The 21,452-nt window shown below is 70.7% G+C and carries 18 protein-coding genes and 1 pseudogene; 9 read left to right on the plus strand and 10 right to left on the minus strand.

The window, feature by feature from the left end; all coding sequences use genetic code 11:
• Positions 1-59: 59 nt before the first annotated feature.
• Entirely contained in the window at positions 60-1,718 is a 1,659-nt protein-coding gene (locus tag P2Q00_RS06715) for a DUF8823 domain-containing protein (RefSeq protein ID WP_275770465.1), read from the minus strand.
• A 400-nt stretch (positions 1,719-2,118) separates the two neighbouring features.
• Between P2Q00_RS06715 and P2Q00_RS06720 the strand changes: the two genes are divergently transcribed.
• A complete protein-coding gene (locus P2Q00_RS06720) occupies positions 2,119-2,901 on the plus strand; it encodes a polysaccharide deacetylase family protein (RefSeq protein WP_275770468.1) in 783 nt (260 codons plus the stop codon).
• A gap of 29 nt (positions 2,902-2,930) precedes the next feature.
• On the opposite strand, the gene P2Q00_RS06725 is transcribed toward P2Q00_RS06720, so the two are convergent.
• The 6 genes from P2Q00_RS06725 to P2Q00_RS06750 all read right to left on the minus strand — a co-directional run bounded on the left by P2Q00_RS06725 (position 2,931) and on the right by P2Q00_RS06750 (position 10,598).
• Positions 2,931-4,586, minus strand: coding sequence for a sigma-70 family RNA polymerase sigma factor (locus P2Q00_RS06725; protein WP_275770470.1), 1,656 nt, complete (start codon positions 4,584-4,586; stop codon positions 2,931-2,933).
• A gap of 104 nt (positions 4,587-4,690) precedes the next feature.
• Entirely contained in the window at positions 4,691-5,221 is a 531-nt protein-coding gene (locus tag P2Q00_RS06730) for a GNAT family N-acetyltransferase (protein ID WP_275770472.1), read from the minus strand.
• A gap of 193 nt (positions 5,222-5,414) precedes the next feature.
• Complete coding sequence (locus tag P2Q00_RS06735) at positions 5,415-5,765, minus strand: Pepco domain-containing protein (protein WP_275770474.1); 351 nt, start codon at positions 5,763-5,765, stop codon at positions 5,415-5,417.
• Positions 5,746-7,008: a CHAT domain-containing protein gene (locus P2Q00_RS06740; protein WP_275770475.1), complete on the minus strand. Its 1,263-nt coding sequence runs from the start codon at positions 7,006-7,008 to the stop codon at positions 5,746-5,748. Before P2Q00_RS06740 ends, P2Q00_RS06735 begins: the two co-directional genes overlap by 20 nt.
• On the minus strand, positions 7,005-9,371 hold the full coding sequence (locus P2Q00_RS06745; RefSeq protein ID WP_275770476.1) for a hypothetical protein: 2,367 nt from the start codon (positions 9,369-9,371) through the stop codon (positions 7,005-7,007). Before P2Q00_RS06745 ends, P2Q00_RS06740 begins: the two co-directional genes overlap by 4 nt.
• 165 nt (positions 9,372-9,536) lie before the next feature.
• Positions 9,537-10,598, minus strand: coding sequence for an oxygenase MpaB family protein (locus tag P2Q00_RS06750; RefSeq protein WP_275770479.1), 1,062 nt, complete (start codon positions 10,596-10,598; stop codon positions 9,537-9,539).
• A 91-nt stretch (positions 10,599-10,689) separates the two neighbouring features.
• Here P2Q00_RS06750 and P2Q00_RS06755 point away from each other — a divergent pair, with 91 nt between their 5' ends.
• The 8 genes and pseudogenes from P2Q00_RS06755 to P2Q00_RS06790 all read left to right on the plus strand — a co-directional run.
• Positions 10,690-11,370 (plus strand): TetR/AcrR family transcriptional regulator, encoded by a 681-nt coding sequence (locus P2Q00_RS06755; protein ID WP_275770481.1) that lies wholly within the window; start codon positions 10,690-10,692, stop codon positions 11,368-11,370.
• A 469-nt stretch (positions 11,371-11,839) separates the two neighbouring features.
• Positions 11,840-12,208 carry a hypothetical protein gene (locus P2Q00_RS06760; protein ID WP_275770483.1) on the plus strand — a complete coding sequence of 123 codons (369 nt, stop codon included), beginning with the start codon at positions 11,840-11,842 and terminating at the stop codon, positions 12,206-12,208.
• 106 nt (positions 12,209-12,314) lie between these two features.
• Positions 12,315-13,682 carry an NsdA family TPR-like regulatory protein gene (locus P2Q00_RS06765; RefSeq protein ID WP_275770484.1) on the plus strand — a complete coding sequence of 456 codons (1,368 nt, stop codon included), beginning with the start codon at positions 12,315-12,317 and terminating at the stop codon, positions 13,680-13,682.
• A gap of 361 nt (positions 13,683-14,043) precedes the next feature.
• Complete coding sequence (locus tag P2Q00_RS06770) at positions 14,044-15,159, plus strand: beta-ketoacyl-ACP synthase III (RefSeq protein WP_275770485.1); 1,116 nt, start codon at positions 14,044-14,046, stop codon at positions 15,157-15,159.
• A complete protein-coding gene (locus P2Q00_RS06775; protein WP_275770487.1) occupies positions 15,095-15,334 on the plus strand; it encodes an acyl carrier protein in 240 nt (79 codons plus the stop codon). The genes P2Q00_RS06770 and P2Q00_RS06775 overlap by 65 nt, the downstream gene beginning before the upstream one ends.
• A complete protein-coding gene (locus tag P2Q00_RS06780) occupies positions 15,331-16,557 on the plus strand; it encodes a beta-ketoacyl-[acyl-carrier-protein] synthase family protein (protein WP_275770489.1) in 1,227 nt (408 codons plus the stop codon). Before P2Q00_RS06775 ends, P2Q00_RS06780 begins: the two co-directional genes overlap by 4 nt.
• Positions 16,558-16,672: 115 nt before the next feature.
• Positions 16,673-17,800, plus strand: a complete 1,128-nt coding sequence (locus P2Q00_RS06785; protein WP_275770491.1) for an SDR family oxidoreductase — start codon at positions 16,673-16,675, stop codon at positions 17,798-17,800.
• A 320-nt stretch (positions 17,801-18,120) separates the two neighbouring features.
• Positions 18,121-18,602: pseudogene (locus P2Q00_RS06790) on the plus strand (helix-turn-helix domain-containing protein); the annotation flags it as partial.
• 365 nt (positions 18,603-18,967) lie between these two features.
• On the opposite strand, the gene P2Q00_RS06795 reads toward P2Q00_RS06790, so the two are convergent.
• From P2Q00_RS06795 to P2Q00_RS06805, 3 genes are all read right to left on the minus strand, one after another.
• Complete coding sequence (locus P2Q00_RS06795; RefSeq protein WP_275770493.1) at positions 18,968-19,981, minus strand: GNAT family N-acetyltransferase; 1,014 nt, start codon at positions 19,979-19,981, stop codon at positions 18,968-18,970.
• 111 nt (positions 19,982-20,092) lie between these two features.
• Positions 20,093-20,530 (minus strand): hypothetical protein, encoded by a 438-nt coding sequence (locus P2Q00_RS06800; protein WP_275770495.1) that lies wholly within the window; start codon positions 20,528-20,530, stop codon positions 20,093-20,095.
• Positions 20,531-20,581: 51 nt separating this feature from the next.
• On the minus strand, positions 20,582-21,442 hold the full coding sequence (locus P2Q00_RS06805) for a heavy metal-binding domain-containing protein (RefSeq protein ID WP_275770496.1): 861 nt from the start codon (positions 21,440-21,442) through the stop codon (positions 20,582-20,584).
• Positions 21,443-21,452 lie beyond the last annotated feature (10 nt).

Raw genomic sequence — 21,452 nt, forward strand, 5'->3', positions numbered from 1 at the left:
ACGTGGCCCCGTTCCCGCCTGCCGGGCACGGGGCCACTGCCTGTATGCCATACCGGCCGTCAGCAGCGGGGTCGGGGCGGGGCAGACCATGGAGCGTCGGCGGCGGAGAGGTATTCGGAGGAAATCCGGTACACACCCGGCTCGTTGACGGTGAGGCGTGTGAACTCGCCCTGCTTTTGCAGGCAGCCGCGCTCGGTGTGCAGCCATGGTGAGTACTCCACCTTCACTCTCACCGAGCCGCGCTTCGGCATCCGTATCTCAAGCTCGGCGTCCGAGGTACGGACCACGGTGGCCGGCGCCGACACCAGCGGCATCGCGTCCCGCACCCGGTACACCCTCCAGTGCGCATCGCTCCACACCGGCTCCAGCCACGCCGGCCGACTGCGCACCAGGCTTGCCTCGGCCTCGCCGTACCGGTCGGGCTCGGCGTCCGGCAGCACCACGAAGCCCACGGCCCACCGGTCCAGCCAGGCCCGGTATGTCGTCGCCGAGAACGTCCCGTCGTAGAAGAGGCGGCCGCGCTCCATGTCCACCTGCGTGTTCCAGCCCCGCGCCAGATTGATGTGCGGGGCCAGTACGGCGGCCTCGCGGTGATCGTGGGCCGGAACGGCCTCCACGCGCGCGTGGTTCGCGCCGAGTCGGTCCAGGGCTCGTACGACACCGTGTGTGTCGGTGGCCCACGCCGGGACCTGCGCCGAGCCGCGCAGGAAGGAGGTGGGCGTGCCGGAACCCAGCCACAGCAGGGATGCGGCGAGCGCCACGGCGAGTGCACCGCGCCGGGGCCACGGGCGGCGGGGCGTCTCCAGCAAGGCCGCGAGGAGCACGGCGGGCGCGAACAGCAGCGCCAGCCGCTCCACGTTGGTGCCGATCGGCGAAGGGATCAGGTAGCAGAGCAGGACGCCCGCCGCGTACACGGCCCCGCTCCACCGCACCACCCGCCGGCGGCGCGGCGCGAGGACCGCCACTGCCACCCCGAGCAGCGCGGGCCACCAGATCCGCGCCGCCGGCATCGGCTGCTGACCATGGAACGGGAACAGCAAGGTGGTCGCCCCCACCACCGCGAACGGCGGCAGTATCAGCGCGGCGCCCCGTGCCCAGTCGCGGACCAGCCAGCAGGCCGCGCCCGCCGCCACCAGGAACAGCCCGGCCACCGGGCTCGCCGCCGTCGCGAGCAGCGCGAACCCTGCCGCCGGCACCACACGGCGCCGGCCCACCAGCGCCACACAGGCCGCGAGGGCGAAGGCGACACCGAGCGCGAACGTCACCCGCCCTGCCGCGACATTGGTCCACAGCCCGAACGCGGCCAGCAGCGCGGGCCACAGCGGGCGCCGGATCCCGGAGCGTTCCAGCAGCACCGCGGCCAGCCAGCCGGCGGCCAGCCCGGAGGCGACGGCGACCGTACGGACCCCGAAGGCGCCCATCAAGTAGGGCGAGATCACGCTGTAGTTCACCGTGTGGACCCCGCCGAACCAGAACAGCCCGTACGCCGAGTCGCCGTGCTCGGCGGCGAAGCGCGCCCATGTCTCCTGGGCCGCGAGGTCACCGCCGCCATTGGCGCGGAAGAACGCCCACACGAGATACAGCGGGAGCATCGCCACGGTGGCCGGCAGCGGCACACGACAGCTTCGGAAACGGGCAGGGGCCCGGCGGCGTGCTCCGTTCCGCTGCGAGGGAACGTCCTCCTCGGGCGCGGCGACCAGTTCGACAGCAGCGGTCATGGGGGCGACGACTCCGTTCAGGGATGGGCCGGCCCGACCGGACTCCGGGCCTGCCTCGACGCACGGCGGGCCGACCGACCCACGGAACATGCATCCGCGCTGGTCAGGGCTTCACTGGCCGCACCGGCTGATCTCTGAATTCTTGGCCGGGGCCGTCGCCCGCCACATCGGCCGTTCGGCCGAGTCGACCGCCCCGGGGGCGTTGCAGAACCGGCTGTCCGGCGGAGGCATCGCCCCTGTTCCGCCGCTATTCCGCCGCTGTTCCGCTGCCGGGTGACGCTCGTGCGTCTCGGAATCTCCGCGGAATTGTCCGTGATCAGTAACAGGCGGATCCGGCGGCACCCCTTCTCCGTCCTGACAGGTGCACAGGAACCACCAGGATGACAAGGGCGGGGCAGACATGGCGCGGCATGGCGGGCGGGGATGGCACGGCCGGGTATTCGCGGCGGCGGTCGGGGTGACGGCGGTGGCGGCAGCCACCTCCGCATGGACCGCGCAGGCCGGCCCCTTCAGCGGGCACGCGGGAGCGGGGGCCTCGGCGCACGCCTCCTCACCGGCTGCCGGTGCCGGCCGGGCCCCGGTGGCCGTGAGCATCGTCCATGCCTCGGACAAGGGCGCCCGGGGCGTCAACATCACCATCGATGACGGGCCGGACCCAGTCTGGACACCGCAGGTTCTGCAGGTGCTGAAGGACAACGGCGTGAAGGCCACCTTCTGCATGGTCGGCACTCAGGCCGAGGCGCACCCGGACCTGGTCAAGGCGGTGGTGGCGGCCGGGCACCGGCTCTGTGACCACACGGTGTCGCACGACACCACCATGGACAAGAAGCCCGACTCCTACCAGTCCAAGGAGATCCTGGACGCCGCCGGCATGATCACCAAGGCGTCCGGTGGCGTCCGGCCGATGTACTACCGGGCGCCGGGCGGTGCGTTCACGCCGTACAGCAGGCACCTCGCCGCCTCGCAGGGGATGCGGCCGCTGGGCTGGAACGTGGACTCCAAGGACTTCGAGCGCCCCGGCATCGCCGCCATCATCGCCACCGTCAAGGGCGAGGTGCCCAATGGCCCGACGATCCTCTTCCACGATGCCGGCGGGGACCGTTCCCAGACCGTGGCGGCGCTGCGCGAGATCCTGCCGTGGCTGAAGCAGCAGGGGTATTCGTTCGGCTTCCCGGTGCGCTGAGCGCCGGCGAGGCGGCGGCCTCTCGCGCGTCAGAGCTTGGCGCCGAAGTCCTGCGTCCACCACGGCCCGCCCGACCCGTTGTGGATGCCCACGCCGATGTCCTTGAACGAGCAGTTGAGGATGTTGGCGCGATGACCGGGACTGTTCATCCAGGACTCCATCACCGCCTGTGGAGTCTGCTGCCCCTGGGCGATGTTCTCCCCGTACGTGGACCACTTGTAGCCCGCGGCGGTGATGCGCTGCCCGGGGTCGGCGCCGTCCGGGTTGGTGTGGTCGAAGAAGTTACGGGCGGCCATGTCGTCGGAGTGGCCCTGCGCGGCCTTCTCCAGTTGCGGGTCCTCGGTGAGCGCACCGCAACCGGCGGCCGCCCGCTCCTTGTTCACCAGCGCCACCACCTGCGTGACGGCGTCCGACGGCGTCGACGACGCCTCGGGCCTGCTGGTCGGAGTCCGGGCCGCGGAAGCGGTTGGCCGGGGAGCCGGCGCGGCCTTCTTCGCGGGATGCGGTGTCTTGGAAGCGCTCGCCTTTTTCGTCGCTGACGCGGACGGAGACGGAGACGTGGAGGCCGACGAAGGGGTCTCGACGACACCGGATTCCGACAGGTCCGGTACGGGGGCGCCCGCGGCCCGCTCGGCACTCGTCCCTTCGGTGCCGGTCCCCGAGTCCGTGCCGAAGTACCAGAGGCCGCCGCCCGCCACACAGGCCGCCACGACCGCACCGCCGACGGCCCGGCGCCGGTTGCGCCGACGTCGGCGCGCCTCGCTCCGGGAGGCCGTCCGGCCGCGCGCGGCACGGTGTCCGGCGCCCGGACCTGATCCGGTACGGCCTCCGGAGCCGCCGGACGCCCGGGTCTCCGCGCCGGCCACGGCCATCCCGGCCTCAACCATTCCTCCGCAGGCGGCGCGCACGCCCGCCAGCAGTGAAGGCGCCGCGGCAACCAGCGCCAGCCCGGCCAGCAGTCCCTCCACGGGCATCAGCCCGCTCCACAGCCCGGAGCAGCGCCCGCAGCCGCGGGCGTGCCGGGCTATTCGTTTGCGCCACAGCGCCGAGGGCCGGCCGTCCCAGGTGCCCAGCATGCCGCGCAGTTCGAAGCAGGGCGGCTGCGCGTCGAGCGCCCGCACCACCACACGGGCCGCCTCCAGCTGCGCCTTCATCCGCTGCACCCGTACCGCGGTGTGCTGCGGCGACAGCTCCAGGGCGGCGGCGACCTCGGCACGGGTCAGCTCACCGGCGCACTCCAGCCACCACAGCGACAGCAGTCCCCGATCGTCCGGCTCCAGCCAACGAGTGGCGCGCGCGGTCTCCTGACGCTGCCCGGAGAGCTGAAGCTGCACGAGGGTCAGGTCCACGAAGTCGGCACCGGGATCCGCGAGTTCCTCGGCCTCCTCCACGGCGCCCGGAGCGAGCTGCCGGTCCTGCCAGTGCTTGCGGATCTCGTTCATCGCGATCGCCACGAGCCAGGACCGGAAACTCTCAGGAGTACGCAGACCACCCAGCCCGTCCAGGGCCCTGAGCATGGTCTCCTGCACCACATCGTCGACATCGACCGAGCCGTTCAGCGCCCGCCCCACGATGTTGTAGACCAGCGGAAGGTACGCACTGACCAGGGCATCCTGAGCCACCGGATCGCCCCCTCGGGCAGCGGCCACCAATGCCACCGGCTCCACCGTGCGCTGTGTACTCATGAAAAGCTTCCCGTCCTCGACGTCGAACGATCGTGCCCGATACCTGGGAGACCGGTCGACAAGTCTCGGATAACAGTTCTTCGGACACACGCTCCACGAGACGTTCACAGCACCGCGACAGGACATCCGCTCTCAAGCGGCTGGAGCATCAGGTCGCGCTGATACCAGGTGCCTGGCTTACCGCCGAGGTGGGCCGGGTCGGCGGGCCCGACGGGGACGAACCCGGCTTTGGCCAGCACCTTCCGGGACGCAACGTTCTGGTGGGTGGCCGCCGCCCGCAGTGTGCGCAGCCCATGCCGGGCCGTCGCCAGCCGACACAGCTCCCGGACGGTCGCGGTCGCCACGCCGCGGCCTGCGACGCGCTGCGCGACCCGGTAGCCGAGTTCCGCGGTCTGGTCCTCGATGTCGACCAGATTGAACCTGCCGAGTACCGAGCCGTCCTCGGCGACGAGCAGGTAGAAGGCGCAGATGCCGGCCTCCTGCTCGGACAGCAAGGCGTTGTACCGGTCGGCGAACTGGTCGAAGAAGTCATCGCCCCGGTCGGAGATCGAGGCAGCGAAGTAGGCGCGGTTCGCCAGCTCGAAGGCCAGAACCGCCGGGGCATGGGTGGCCTGCAGCCGCTTCAGCTCGGGCATTGCCCGACCTTACCCAGGTAGTGCAGCGAGGGCGAAGGGTATATGGCGCGATCGGTCCGTGAGCGGCTGAGCGCACACGATCACGGCGCAGACCGGTCCGTGCCCCCGCGCCGACGATCACATCCACACCATCGCCGCTCTCGTACGCGACGACGGCCACCGGACTCAGTCCGGTTACGAAGGCCGGGACTGCCTACTCGGGAGTGCCGGCCCGGGTGAACGTGAAGGTGATCCCCGCCTGACCGGCCAGTTCGCCCCCGGAGCCGAGCAACGACACCGTGCCCTTGGCGCTCACCTCGGCACTGAAGGTGACCTCGTTGAGGTGGAACTCGCCCGCTCGCTGCGGGAGGGAGTCGATCAGGCCCTGCATCGTGCTCACGAAGGCGTCGAGGCGGATGCGGAGTTCCTCGGCGGGGATCTCCGTGCGGGCGGCCCTCCACTCCTCCAGGCGGCGGAAGGACAGGCGATCGGTGCGGCCCTGGTCGGTGTCCTCCAGTCCGAGGACGCTGATCGTCGCGTCGGCGTCAGAGGTGGGCTTGGGCATGGGGTCTCTCCTCAGGGGTGGGGCAGACGTGCAGGCCGGGGTCGGCGTACGCGGCGTAGGTCAGGCCGAGCGGATTGCGGAGTGTGTGCAGGAGGTGCAGGCGCGACTCGAGGAGTGCTCTGCCCAGGGGTATTCGACGGATGAGGAAGCGTTCGTAGAGTGCCGTGGAGAAGGCCGCGGCGATGTCGTCGGGAATCTCGGTTTCCGTGCCGATGAACCCGCGGTTGCCGTTCTTGAGGAAGACGTACGGGAACGACGGCGCCCCTGGTGCGCGCATCCGGCCCGAGCCGCAGGCGTTCATCACCACCAGCGGCAGCTCGAAGGTGCGCAGCTCCCGCTCGGCGGCGAGGGCGAGGAGATCCGCTCCGAGGTCGCCGAGTGTGGTGCGGGAGTGCTGGCCGGCACCGCTGAGTTCGATCTCGGCGGCGAACGGGTCGTCGGAGCGGGTGTAGCAGTGGCACGCGAAGTGCTGGATCTGGTCCGGGAGTTCACGACGGGTGCCGTCGAGGAGGAGCCGGGGGTCGAAGATCTGCTCGGCGAGGCCCGGTGCGCGATCCGCACCGTCGGGGTATGGACCTTCGAGCTCGATGTGGTGTTTTCCGTCGTCGGCGAACCACGCCAGTTCCTCGACGGCTCCCTGGAGGTGCTCGTAGTAGAGATAACGGGCGGGGACACGGCCCTGCGGTCCGGTGTGCACGGCAAGCCTGCCCTGCACAGGGGCGGGGAGCAGGGCGCGGCGCACCACGCAGGAGAAGCCGACGAGGGTGCGGCAGGCGGCGGTGAAGCCGCCCCGGGTCTCGACGGGTTCGCCCGGGAACATCCGGAACAGCGGCAGGAACTCCAGGGGCAGGAAGCCCTCCTGGCCGCCGATGCATTCGACGAGCGGAGGAGGCAGCGAGGGGTTCATGCCGTATGGCAGGGCCCTGTTCCAGAATGTCTGAAGCCCCTGCAGGACGGACTGTTCCAGGCCGAACAGGGTGAAGAGCAGGGTGCGGCCGAGGCGGTGCAGACTCTGGAAGACCGGGTCGAGGTCCCCGTCCTCGATGTCGAACCCGGTGAGTTCGTCCTTGAGACGGGTCAGCCCCTTGTCCAGTGCCTCGCGGGCCTGGATCAGCGCGTTGCCGCCGACGAGGGTGACGCGCAGCGGCGCGACTCCTCTTCGGAGGGCGGTGAACTCCAGTTGGGTGCCCGCATCGGTGGCCAGGGCCCGGACGGAGACGTCCGGCGGCCGTGCCTCGTTCATACGTCGTCCGTCGCCTGTGTCGCCTCTGTTGCCTCTGTTGCCTCTGTTGCCTCTGTTGCCTCTGTTGCCTCGATCTTCAGGGCGACGACCTGGACGAGGTGACCGGCCTGATAGAGCTGCAGCCAGATCTCGTGATGGCCCTCCTCCGGCACCTGGACCACGAAGGCCGTCTGCTGCTTGTTCACGACGTGGAGGTTCTTGCGTTGGGGCAGCGGAGTGAGCGTGGAGCTGTCGGCCATCACGTCGAACGACGCGCTGCCGGCGTCCCTGCCGCCCTCCACACGGACCGGCTCCAGGACGAAGAAGTTGCTGCCCGGCCGGCTCGCCGCCACCGAGGGGAAGCCCACCATGAGCTCGTCGCGCACGACGGATACGAGCAGTCGCAGGCGCCGCCCCGCAGGTGCCCTGATGGTTCCGCCCTCGGCTCGTACGTCGTGTGCGTCGCTGTCTTCGATTTCGATCGCGAAGTAGCCGACGAAGTTCGTCAGTTCAGGGCCGGTCACGGCCTCCGTCAGGGAGGTTCGGATCACCGACCGCAAGTCCTCGTGGAACTTCCGTTGGAGATCCGACAGACGACTCTCCAAGCGGGCGCTGACCGGACCCGTCGTCGAGCGGACCATCTCCTGGGCGAGCAGGGTCAGTTGGCTTTCCGAGAGGGTGACGCGGACGGTGGTCGGCGCTGCCGGAGACGGGCGCTCGTCCCGGATCGCCTCACGCACCGTGGCCCTGATGTCCCGCCTCACCATGCTCGCGACGGCGGCAGCGAGCTCCTCGCGCCTGGCGCGATCAGCGGCTCCGGGCTCGGCCCTCCATCGTTCCGCGTACGGATCGGGAGCCCGCTCGTCGCTCAACTCGGCGGCCAGCCGCCTCATGTCCATGGCCGAGGGATTCTCCGGTACGGAGAGGTGCATCCTCTTCGCCAGGTCGTACCGGTACACGTCGACCGCGTCCGCCTTGGCCGCGTACGCCTCGACCAGCAACTTGCGCGCCTGCACCAACGCCAGGGCAGCCGCCGCCAGCGGTCCCAGGACGGGCAGTACGGCCACCCCCTGCTCGACGGAGAGGCCGCCGAGGCCGGTGAGCGCGACGAGCAGCCAGACGCCGGTCGTGCACACAGCGCTCGCGACGGTGATACGGCAGACGAGCACGCCCCGTTCCTTGCGCCATACCCGGCGATTGACCTCGTCGGGCACGACCAGTTCGATCCGGGGCCAGATGTCGTCGACAGCGAGTCCGGTGACCGTGGCGGTACGTCGGTGGAGGGCATCCAAGGCGGTGGACTGGAGGGGGCTCATGAAGCGCTGCAGGACGGTGAGCTGGGTAAAATCGTCCATCGCCCGACTGTTGTATTCACGTGTCGTGCGGGCCAATCGGGACGCCCAGGCCGCCGTCGGCGCCGTGTTCATCCAGACCAGCACTCCGTACTGCGCCATCAGCAGCACGGCCCCCGCCACCGCCAGCCAACCGGCCTCCGGCAGCCGATCGCCCGAGTCCGGCCCGCTCCACGGCTTCCCGCTCCACATCGCCCACGCCAGGCTGCCCAACGGGACGAGAATCCCGGCCAGTTGTGCACCCGGCGGAGCCGTCGCACCATCGTCGGCCCAGGGTCGCCGTAGCGCCCACGCAATGATGACGAGCAGCGGGCCCCCCACCGCGACTCCGCCCACCCACCAAGCGGCCGCCGTCTCGCCCCGCACCGCCGAACGCGCCACCACACCGGCCACACCCAGCAACGCAGCGGAACCGAACACCTTCAGGTACGTCGACTCGACCTTCCAGAACTGGGAGTCGGACAGCCAGAAGCCCGCCGCCAGCACCACCATGGCGCAGCCCAGCAGCCAAGCCGCCCACAGCGGCCCCTCCACGGCGAAGCGGGCGGTGAGCCAGCCGCCGCACGCCTCGGCCAGGGCGAAGGCGACGGCGCAGGGGAGGCTGTCGGACGGCGTGTGGCCACTGCTGCTGTCGCTGACGGAGGAGATGCGCCAGGAGACGCCGGCGACCAGCGCGAGGAGTACGCCACCGGACGCCCAGGCCGTCGCGTACTCGTGATCGCGGGCCAGCCGAGCTCCGATCAGGGTCAGTTCGGCCACGAGGGCCGTCGCCAACGCGGCGATCCAGACCAACCGCAGCACCCGGAAGTCTTTCGTATCGCCGGTGGACGCGCTGCTCCGTCCAAGAGCCAGTTCGGTACACCCGCCGGCGACCCCGGCAAGCGCCAGCCAGCCCACGAGGAGCCACAGTCCCCCCGGCGCGGCGTCGCGCACGGGAACCAACACGGCCCCCGCGCCCCCCGCCACGACCGCGACCGCGGCAGCGGTGGCTAAGAGAGCGCCGCCCCGCGCCCTACCTGTGTTCGCTGTCATCGCGTCCCCGTCGGCCGTTCAACGCCTACCGCAATTCACTGAAGAGTACGACCAGTTCGGGTGCGGACCGGGAGGATGCAGAAGGCTGGCGCGACTCTTTCACAACTGCCGAGGGCACGGCTTTGTCGAGCGTGCCGGATGTCCATGGTGTTCCCTAACATCCCGTCAAGCAAGCGGCCCCAAGATCTCCTGGGACTCGATGAGCCCCTGCTCGCTGGGGGCTTCCCCGTCGCCGAAGACGCGTGTGGCCTGACGGGCCCGGAATTCGAGATGGGCCTCGGCGGGCTTGGCATAGCCGTAGCGGGCGCGGGCCTCTTCAGGCGTCAGTACTTCCTCCGTGCGGGGAGGAATGCCGAGCTTGACCGGCGCGATCACCGCGACCGTCGAGGGCGAGAGCCTTCCCAACAGGCGTAGTTCGACCTTGGGGTTGAGGTGGGCGAGCGCGAAGGCCGTCTTCATGACGGGCACGATGAGGGTGTCGAGGAGGCGTGACTGCCGGATCCCGGCCAGCTCGCGCATCCAGCGCGGCATGGTGGCGATCGTGGCGATCCGCTGTGCCCTCGCGACCGCCAGGCCGGCCGGCTTCGCCCAGCGCGGTGTCGGCGGCAGTACGAGCTCGCTCCTGAGCAGGTGGTTCATGGCCTGGCGGGCGATCGGGCTGGCGGACAGGTGCGGGCGCATCCTTTCGAAGTATGCCCGGACGCCGTCACGGTCGCGGGGGATGTCGTCGGGGGAACACGTCTGCAGTTCCGCGGCGACGGCGCACGCCTCCCAGTACTCCTTCTCCTCCTGCGCGGTGAGTTTGCCGGGTCCGTATTTCTCGTACGCGTAAAGGATCGAGTGCCAGCCGGTGAGCTGGATCCACAGCTGCGAGGCGGGGTCATTGGCGTCGTAGGTCCCGCCGCCGTACGGCAGCTCGCCGATCGCCTTGGAATGGACCTTGACCAGGACGTCCGCGGCCTTGCAGACCTCCCGTGAACCGGCGAAGGCCACCATCGCGAAGTAACGCAGGGTCCGGTCGTAGCGGGTGCGGGAGCGCCGGTAGATGCCCTGGGTCGCGTGGACGGCGGCCACCAGCGGCGGGTCGAGTTCCTCCACCACCACGGCCCGCTGGAAACCCACCGTCGGCGCCGTCGGGTAGCTCCAGACCTTCCAGACCACCGAGCCCGGGCCGAAGAAGCCGTAGTCCTCGTGCGGTTCGACCTCGTCGCGCTTCAGCTTCGCCATGGAACCGCTCCTTGTGCGTGCGCGGCGTACGCCGCACCCAATTACGACACTGCTGTCTTAAATTTAGACACGGCTGTCGTAAACTGCCAAGGTGTCGACGCCCACAGCTTCGGAAGACAGGCCACGCAGGCGGCGCCCCTACGCCCCCCGCGTCCCGATCGAGCAACGCCGCGAGCAGCTGCTCGACGCCGCCCTCGCCGTGATCGTGAACGACGGCTACGACCGGGTCTCCATCGACGCCATCGCGAAGCGCGCCCATGTCGCCCGGTCGGTGGTCTACGGCGCCTACGAGAACCTCGACGCCCTGCTGACCGCCCTGCTCGACCGGCAGCAGGCACGCGCCTTCGAGCGACTGCTCCAGACGATTCCCGACCCGCACGACCCGGACCGCCCGCACGACCCGGCCGCCTTCGCCGCCGAGACCGTGCACCGGATGTCCGGGATGCTCCACCAGGACCCGGACACCTGGCGGCTGATCCTGCTGCCTCCGGGCAACATGCCCACGGTCGTCCGCGACCGCATCGAGGTGGACAGAGAGCGGTTCCGGCAGCGGGTCGAAGCATGGATCTCCCTCGCCCTGGCCAATCGGAGCGGCCCGAAACGCGACCCTGACCTCGACCCGCAGGTGCTCGCCCACGCACTCGTCGCCTGCGCGGAACACTTCGGCCGCCTCGCCCTCACCGATCCCGGCAGATTCGATCCGCCACGCCTGATCGGCCAAGTGCGGGTGATCCTCGGCGCCGTCTGGCCACCGTCGGAAGACTGCGCCTGACTGATGAGCTGCGCCGTGGCAGCCCGTGCGGAAACGCTTCAACCCGTTCAAGAAGCCGAGCACCGTCAGCCCTGGTAGCCGGTGATCCGTATCTGTTGCACTCAGATGACGGTTCATCCACGTCCGACGGCCGGATCCTCAGCTGTCCGGCGGCCGGCACGCCGGCCGAGGCCCTGCGCGATCTGGGAGTCGCGGTGCGCGTGACGGCCTGCACCGTGACCGCACTGGGCAGGCCGAGCCAGTGGGGGGACTCCGTGCTCTTCCTCCTGCCCTGGCCACCGTGACACCGGGCCGGGGCCCGCTGCCGGACGCGGCCCGCACGTACCGCTGACCCTGCCTCTCCGGCGAGCGGTGCCATGACCGGCCGATGGAGAGTCGTCTCCTCCCGCGGTCCGTCCGCACCAACCAATGAGCGCCCGTTCGGCCGAGGGACCACGCCAGTGTCCTCGGCCGGCGTGCGGCACATGGAGTGAAAGATGAGCGACCCCGACCAACGAGATCGGCCGCCCTCCTCAACGCCGTCCTCGCCGGGGTCCCGATCGCCGAGGATTTCCACTCCCGCCTCGGGGCCGAGTTGATCAGCTGCCACACCGGATGGAACGAACAGGCCGCCGGCAAGACCCCCGACGCCCTCCTCGACCAGGCCCACCCCGCCCTGCAGGGCACCGGCGCCCGACTCGTCGCGATGGGCGGCCTCAAATCCGCCGACGTGCCCCGCCTGCACCCCTACGCCGACGCCGGCTCCCTCCACTCGCTCGTCTCCGGCAGCGCCATCACCCGAACCGAGGGCGCCGCCCCCCGGCGTGAACTTCCTGTCGGCGCGCAGCAGGCCGGTTGAGAGTGCTCCTGTGCGACGGCCGTAAGCCCTGCAAGGCGGTTCGCCGTTACAGAAAAATGGGTTCTGCGGATGTCCCCCAGGTCCGCTTCCGCAGGAGAGGCCGACGATGCCGTTGCAGCGGCGCACCTCCAACCTCCGCCTGCGCGCCCTCCTCGCCGAGGCCCGATGGAGCCAGGACGCACTGGCCCGATCGGTCAACGCCCTCGCGGCACAGCAGGGTCTGCGCACGCACTACGACCGGACCTCCGTTTCCCACTGGCTCGCGGGATCCCGCCCCCGCCCTCCGATGCCGGAACTGATCAGGGAGGCGTTCACGCGCCGGCTCGGACGGACCGTGACCTCACTCGACACGGGTATCGCGGACCACGGCGACCTGGCCGCCTTCTGGTTCGCGTCGGCCCAGGACGACGCGGTGGTACGTCTCGCCACGCTGACCGGAGCCGAGGGCGACCCAGTACACCGCGCCGCAGTCCGTGCACTGCACTACAGCCCCTCCGTACTCGCGCCCCAGTGGACGTCACCCGCCGTCGACGGAGGGGCGGCCGACGAGGACCCGAGCCCGCGGGGGCAGGCGATGCAGGAGATGGGACGCCTGTACGTCTTCCACCTGGAGGCGTTCGGCGGCGGCCATGCCCGCTCCGGACTCGCCTCCTACCTGGCCCAGGACGTGTCGCAGTGGCTGCGCACGGACAGTGCGGGCCCCCGCGCACTCTTCGCCGGGGCCGCCCAGCTGACCCATCTGCTCGCCCTCGCAGCCGCCGACATGGGGGCGGAAGGACAGGCGCAGGGGTACCACCAGACCGCGATGCAACTCGCCGCTGAGGTCGACGACCGGGCCATGTACGCGGTGAGTCTGCGCGCGCTCAGTGCTCAGGCGCTGCGCACCGGGCATCCCGGGCCGGCCGAGAGCCTCGCCCGGTCCGCGATCGACGCGGCGCCCCCGGACGCCTCTCCCGCGCTGCGCGCCTATCTGCATGCGCAGTCCGCGGTGTGCCTCGCCCGGACCGGGGCCCGCAAGGCAGCGGTGGCCGCCCTGACGGAGGCCGAGCGGAACGTCGAGAACGGGTGCGGTCACAGCGACGGCAACGACGACAGCCCCTTCAGTGCTTACGCGCCGGCCGACTTCACGTATCAGAAGGCGATGGCACTCACCGCCCTGGGCGAGCGCGGTCCGGCCCTCAGAGCCCTGCAGACCTCGCTGCGCAGCCGCGGCCCCACGCGCTCCCGCTCGCGGGCACTGACCAGGGCCCGGCTCGCCGAACTCCACCTGCTGTGCGGCAACCTGGAGGCAGCCGTCGCTCACTGGCACACCCTCCTGGACGAAGCCGCACAACTCAACTCGCAGCAGGTCCAGAGCCGGCTCGCGCACATGCGCCAGGAACTCCAGCCCCTCCGGCGCAGCCCGGTCGTCGGCGATCTGCTGGCTCGGGCCATCGAGTTCTCCACTCGAACAGATCATCAAAAAACGCACTGAGCCAGGGTGAATGCTTGCCTTGGCTGCATGATGGATCCTTTCCTCATGGCTGCGCTGCTCGCTGCCAACGCATCTCCCACTGCCGTGCCGTGGATCTCCGCCGCGGCAATGTCCGGTTCCTGGCCGGAGCCTGCGAGCTGTCCGGAGCCCGGGCCGTCGGCCGGGGCCGGGCCCGCAGCCATCGCCCGGGACAGCCGGCAGACCGCGTCCAAGAGGCACTGACGGAGTCCCCTCGTCCGAAATTCATCATGTTCAACATGGTTGAAGCCGTCATGGGTTGAACCGTCAATCAGGCACTGACTTCACTTGATGCAGCAGGTGTTGCCACCCGGCACGCCTCCGGCACCTTGGAGCGTGCCTCGTGCTTGTGTCCCCCCGTGCCCCGGTGATCCTGGCCGGGCTGGGTGTCAGCCTGCCACCGCGGATCGTCAGCAACGACGATCTGGTGGCGGGCGGGCTCGACACCTCCGACGAGTGGATCCGCTCGCGTACGGGTATCGCCCGTCGCCGTTGGGTCACCGCCGGGACCAGTACCTCCGACCTCGCCGTCGCCGCGGGGCGGGCCGCCATGCGGTCGGCAGGCTCCTGGGACGCCGATCTCGTGCTGGTGGCGACCACCACGCCCGACCGGCGTTGCCCGGCCACCGCACCCGAGGTGGCGGCGCGTCTCGGACTCGGCGACGTACCCGCCTTCGATCTGGGCGCGGTCTGCTCCGGCTTCCTCTACGGGCTCGCGGTCACGGCCGCGCTGGTGTCCTCCGGGCTGTACCGCCGTCCGCTGCTGATCGGCGCGGAGACGTACTCGACGATCATCGACCCGCTGGACCGGGACTCGGCGGTGATCTTCGGTGACGGCGCGGGGGCAGTGCTGCTGCGCCGTGGCGGTGCGGACGAGCCGGGGGCGATCACGGCGGTGGACCTGCACAGCGACGGCTCCGGGGCGGACCTGATCGCGATCGAGGCCGGCGGTTCGCGGCTGCCCGATCCCGCTGCCGTACAGGAACGACGACTGCGGTACTTCCGGATGCGAGGCCGTGAGGTGTACGGGCAGGCGGTACGGCGGATGACGGCATCCTCGAACTCGGTCCTGGAGCAGGCGGGTTGGGCGTCCGGCGAGGTCGAGGCGTTCGTGGGCCATCAGGCCAACCAGCGCATCCTCGACGCGGTGGCCGACCGGCTCGGTATCGGCGCCGGCCGGCGCTTCGGCAACATCGCCGATGTCGGCAACACCGCCGCCGCCTCCATTCCCCTCGCCATGGCGGACGCGGCCTCCCGGGTCCGGCCCGGCGCACGCACGCTGCTCACCGCGTTCGGCGGTGGGCTCACCTGGGGCTCGGTCGCCCTGACCTGGCCCGACGCAGTCCCCTTACACAGCGAACCGGCCGACAGGGCCGCCGACGAAAGAGGAACCCATGACCCCGACGTATCAGCATCTGGCGGCACTGCTCACCCAGAAGTTCGACGTGCCCCCGGATGAGCTGCGACCCGAAGCCACCTACGACGAACTGGGCCTGGATTCACTGGCGGTGGTGGAGCTGTTCGTCACCCTCCAGGAGCACTGGGACATCCCGCTCGACGAGAGCGAGGCCGTCGGCACGCTCAGCGTCCTCGACACCGCGCAGCTGGTCGACAGCAAACGGCAGGCGGCGTGAATGCCGCGGCGGACGACGTGGTCATCACCGGAATCGGCCTCGTCACACCTGCCGGCATCGGCCGGGAGGCCACCTGGGAACACGTCTGCGCCGGGCGTCCCACCGCCGCGCGTGACCCTGAACTGGCGGGTCTGCCCGTCGACTTCGCCTGCCGGGTGCCCGGGTTCGACGCCCGGGAGCAGGTCGGAGGCCGACGCCCCTGGCAGTACGACCGCTACACCCAGTACGCCCTCGTCGCCGCTCGGGAGGCGGTGGCCGACGCGGGGCTCTCCCCCCAGTCATGGGAGGGCGACCGGGTTGCGGTGGTGCTCGGTTCGGCCGCGGGCGGGGCCGGCACATTCGAGGAACAGCACGGCAGGCTCACCAGCCGCGGCCCCGGGATGGTCTCCCCGCTGTTCCTGCCGATGTTCCTGCCCAACATGGCCGCCGGACAGCTCGGCATCGACCTGCGGGCCCGCGGCCCCAACCTGCACACCAGCACCGCCTGTGCGTCCGGGGCCACCGCCATCGGCACCGCGTGCGGGCTGCTGGCCCAGGACGCCTGTGACATCGCCGTGGCGGGCGGCTCGGACGCCATGGTGACCAGGCTGTGCGCCGCCGGGTTCGCCAAGATGGGGGCCCTGTCGCGCAGTTGCGATCCGCAGACGGCCTCCCGCCCGTTCGACGCCGACCGCGACGGCTTCGTGCTCGCCGAGGGCGCGGGCGTACTGGTGCTGGAGCGAGCGGCCGACGCCCGCGCCCGGGGCGTGCACGGGCACGCCGTCCTCGCCGGCTACGGCGCCTCGGCCGACGCCCATCAGGCGGTGGCTCCCGATCCGCACGGCGCAGGGGCGGAACTCGCGCTGCGCCGGGCGCTGGCCGCCGCGCACGCCCGGCCTGACGAGGTCGACCACGTCAACGCCCACGGCACCGGCACCCCCTTGAACGACTCCGCCGAGGCCGCCACGCTGCTCCGGGTGCTCGGCGACCGGCCCAGCGTGACCTCCGTCAAAGGCACGACCGGTCATCTGATGGGCGCGGCCGGCGCCGTCGAGGCCGCGCTCACCGCCCTGACGGTGGCGCGGGGCGCGGTCCCGCCCACCGCCAACCTTCAACGGCCGCTGCCCGGACTGGACTTCGTCACCGGATGCCGGGCACGACCGCAGCAGATCGGCCTGGCCCTTAGCAACTCCTTCGGCTTCGGAGGACACAACGCCGTCCTGGCCTTCCGGCCCGTCGGGTGACGCGCTGCGTCCCCCGTCCGGCATCCCGAAGATCGCCCCGCAAGAGCCGCGGGCTCGGGCCCGAGTCCACTCCCCGCCCGCTTTTCCACCCTGTCCCACCCCGCCGGAGGCCCAAGTGCCCACCACCACCCATGTCGTGACGGGAGCCACCGGATTCCTGGCCGCGGCCCTCGTCCTCGAACTCGCCGCCACCACCGACGCCGAGATCCTCTGCCTGGTCCGGCCCGGCCGCACCCGGCCCGAACACCGTCTGCACCAGGCACTCACCGAAGCCGCGACCGCCTTCGACCACCCGCCGCCCCTGCTGCAAACCGCCCTGCGCCACGCCCGACCGATCCCCGCCGACCTCACCGTCGACGGCTGCGGCACCGATCCCGTCCGACTACGCCGCGCCGGCCGACTGGAGTTCTGGCACTCCGCCGCCCTCCTCGCCCACGGAGACCCATACCGTCGCCGGATCTTCGCCACCAACACGGCGGGAACCCGGCGCCTGCTCGAACTGGCCCGCAGGGCCGACGCGGACGTCTTCAACCACATCAGCACGGCCTACGTCGCCGGCCGCGCGACCGGCCTCGTCCCGGAGACCCCCGTCCACGAGCCGAGCCCCCGCAACCACTACGAAGCCAGCAAGATCGCCGCCGAGCGCGCCGTACTGCGCGCAGACGCCTTCCCGACCCGCATCCTGCGGCCCAGCGTCGTCATCGGCCACAGCCGCACCCACGCCTGCCCCATCCACTACACCGGTGCATACGGCATCCAGCAGCGCATCGCCGCCCACGCCCGACTGCGCGCCCACGGCCCCTCCCGTCGGCTCGGACCCATCCGCCTCCGAGCCGCCGAGAACGTCCCCTTCAACCTCGTCCCCGTCGACCACGTCGTACGGCAGGCAGTGGAGATCAGCCTGCGCGGGCCCGCTCACGGCGTCTTCCACCTGACCAACCCGAACCCGCCCACGGCCGGAGCCATGCTCCGCACCATGTTCGGCGAACTTCGGCTCCCAGAACCGCAGTTGACCACCGAACCGACCGATCTGTCGGCAGCCGACCGGCGCCTGGACGACCTGCTCGCGTTCTACACGCCGTACCTGCTCACCCACCCGCACTTCGACCGCACCCGCACCGACGCCGTCCTCACCGCCCCGCACCAGGCGGCCTTCCCGATGGAGACAGCCGTGCTGCACGCCTTCTTCGGACATCACGCGCGACACCTCGACCACTGTTACGAGGCGCTGCTGCAAAGCTGAACGGCACTCGCCTGGCCGCTGGTGATCATGGTCCTGCTGCGGACGACCCGTTCCCGCCCGCGCAGCAAGGTCCGGGTGGCCGTCGCCCGGGCGGCGGCGATCGCGTCCCTCACCGCGATGGCGCTGATGCACCAGCCCGGTGAGGACTCCTCACGGGTCTACTTCGGCACCGACACCCACGCCTTCGGTCTTCTGCTCGGCGCCGCGCTCGCACTCGCCGTTCCCTCGGCCCGTGCCTGGAAGCACCGCTGGGCACCATTGGCCTGCGGGGCGGCCGGTGTTCTGGGGTGGGTCGTCCTCGGGGTACTGGCCGGAGGGATCCACTCCGACTCCGCGTACCTGTACCCGTGGGGCTTCGCCGCCGCGGCATGTGCTGTCCGGCTGCGCTCGGCCCGACCGTGCCGCTCGCCGAGGCCGCGCAGTCGCTGCGCTGGGCGACGCGCGCCCTTCGCCTCGCGGAACGCGGCATCCTGCCGCGGCAGGGGGCTGCTGCGGTGCGCCGACCACCTCGCGACGCTGCTGCTGTACAGCGACGAACCACTCCTGACCCACCTCGAGACCCGCGCCCTCGGACCGCTGCAGGCGGTGCCGGAGACGCAGCGCGCCCGGCTCCGTGAACCCCCTGCTGGCCTGGCTGCTCGGCGGGAGCAACGTCCCCGACACAGCCGCCCGTCTGCACGTACATCCGCAGACCGTCCGCTACCGGCCGCGACAGCTGGAGAAACTCTTCGGCGACACCCTCTGCGCCCCCGGCACGCGGCTGGAGCTCATCCCCGCCCTGCAGGCGACGTCCACCGGCTGACCGGCTTTCTGACTGACCGTCCTTCTCCATTGACACGGTGACGAGTGTCGCGCAAGTGGATGTCTCGCTGGAGGTGCCGAGCGCAATTCGCTACCTTCCGTTGCATCTGTAGCAAATTGCCCCTTGCATGGAGGAGAACTTGACGTCCATGAGGAACGTTGCAGCCACCGCGGCGATCGTTGCTACTGCGCTGGCCTGCGCCTCCGCGACGGCCGGTGCAGCAGGCACATCCGACGATGCCCAAGCCCAGGCCACCAACATCGACGGGCGGACCATCCAGGAGAGCGGCCCACTGGAGGATTCACTGCTCGACTTTGTCCAGCGCGCCTCGTCCCCCGATGAGAGCGAATTGGGGACGGCTTGCTTCAATGGGCGCACCGACGGCAGCCGAAACTTCTACCTGACCTGTGACAGTCACACATACCCGGTGTACGTGGACTGCACCGACGGCCGCCACGAGTTCCGGCGCTCCTACTCCGGCCGATGGGACTTCCGCCTGACGTGCCCTGCGGGAACACGAGCGGTGTGGGGCGGCAGTTGGTTCGGGCATGCCTAGTTCGTAACTGATCACCGCTGCCGCAAGTTCCGTTCATTGATGGGCCCAGGCCGAGCCGTCGGTAGTCCGGATGCGTTCCGACCGGCTCGAACTGGGCGGTCTTGTTCGCCTCGTCGAGCCACATGATCGTCGATGCGGCCATCGTTCCGTCCGGCGCCTCCACCAGGACGTGCAGGTCACCGCGGTACGGCGGTGTCCGCCGGACGCCCTCGTAGCCCTCGGCCGTATATGTTGACGGAGCCCGGGCGTCCACATGGGCCTGGCCCGCCGCCCGCGGCCCGGCCTCGTCGGCGGTGCGGAATCGGAACCCGTCCGGCAGCACCGGTCGTTCGACGTCGTCGAGGTCCCGCTCATTGAGTTGAATCCAGGAGCCGGTGTCGCCGAGCGAGGCCGGATCGGTCTCGTAGCCGTGCGCCGCCCATCGCTTCAGGGCGAACTCATCGGCGGCCTGGGCCACCACCGTGCGCTCGATGCCGACGGTCACACCGTCGTACCAGTCGATCACCTCGTCCACCAGCTCGCTGTGGTCGGGATGCACCTGATCCGCCAGATAGGCGCTGGTGACGTCCTTCACCGACCCGTCGCTCCGCCTCACCCGGTGCGGCAGACAGGCCCAGCCCCACGCCACCAACTCGTCGCCGGAGAACCACAGTCGGCGCCGCCGGCTCTCGCCGTCGCATGCGTGCCCTTTGCCCCAGGTCCAGGCCGGTTCTCCGAACGAGGCGTCGCTGTTCGCCAGGTCGGGACGGACGGCCGTGACCCGCTGTGCCAGGCCCTGCATGAGCTGTACGTCCGCAGCGGTCACGAGACCGGAGTCTGCCATGGTGCGCCACTGTGCCAGGACCCACGAAGTCGTCGAACCGGTTTCCAGGGGGCGGGGACCGCAGCGGCCGGTGGCACAACGCCCGAAGCGCATCGGGAGGCGGCGGAATCCCTACTCCCCGATCACCAGCCGCTCCAGAGCCGCCCGTGCCCGCGCGTCGGATTGTGCACGGGCCGCGATCGCGCCCGCGAGCTCCCGCACCCACTCGTCGAGCGCCACCGGCCGCCGTGAAAGCACCACGCCGCGGACCTCCTTGCACACCTCGCCCTTGGGGTGCCCGCCCGCCAGGTCGAGCACGAGACGCTGCTCGCCGAGGAAGACCTCGACCCGCTCCACGCGGCCCTCGCGCCCCGCGAGCCGGTCGGCCATGCCCCGCTTTCGCTCGACGACGACGGAACCGGCCGGCAACGCCTCGGAGAGTGTCCCGGTGAGCACCTGGGCGTAGACTTCCAGGTCGGCGGCGTCCCTGCGCAGCGCGGCCGTCAGCAGGTCGATGGAGTCTGTTTCCCCGCCGGGCTCGAACGGGACGGGGTCGTGTGGCGAGGTCATCGCGGGGCCTCTCGTGGTGTGTGGTTGCTCCAAGTCTGCTGGGCCGGGCGCTCAGCCGTCCAGGCTGAGCACGATCGTCGGGCGCTCGATGACGTGGTCCTCGCGCAGCGGCCGCACGGCTGTGCCGATGGCGAAGAACTCGGTGGTGTGGCCGCCCCAGCGGTGGTTGTGGGCATTGAGCTGCACGCCGACGACGCCCTCCGCGTGCAGCTCCTCCGCCTCGTGCTGCATCCGCGCCATGGCCAGCTCCCGCGCGTCGTACAGCGCCTGCGTGAACTGTTCGATCTCCACGTTCTTGCCGAAGTTGGAGAACACCTGTCCCATCCGCTGATGCGCGATGTGGTAGACGCAGGTGCCCATCACCATGCCCAGCGGGGCGTAGCCGGCGCGGATGAGCGTCCAGAAGTCCTGGCCGTTGAGATCGGAGGTGAACGGCTGGCCCTTGAGGTTGCGCCAGCTGCCGCCGTTGCCGCCCGGCGCCGGGTGGTCGGCCTTGACGGCGGTGCCGATGGCGATGAACTCCGCTATGTCGCTGCCGAATTCACGGGCCTCGACGCTGAGCCGGACGCCGACGATGCCGTCCGCGCCCAGCTGGGCCGCCTCCGCCTCCATGCGGGTCATCGCCAGCTCGCGTGCGTGGTACATCGCCTGGCTGAGCGTGGTCAGCTCCTGGTTCTTGCCCCAGCGGCCCAGCTGGATGCCCACGTGGTAGATCGAGCTGCCCAGTACGAGGCCGATGGGCCTGAAGCCCGCCTCGCGCACCAGCAGGAACTCATTGACCGACAGGTCGCTGGTGAAGATCGAACCCGGCTTGCCCGGCTGCAGCTCGGCCAGCCGCCGCATCGCATCGGCCGGCACGCCCTGGGCGGATACTCCGTCAGGAGTGCCGTCGGCGGGGTTGAAGACGGTCATGAACGGGTTC

This window comes from Streptomyces coacervatus (genome assembly GCF_029223485.1).
Classification (GTDB): Bacteria; Actinomycetota; Actinomycetes; order Streptomycetales; family Streptomycetaceae; genus Streptomyces; species Streptomyces coacervatus.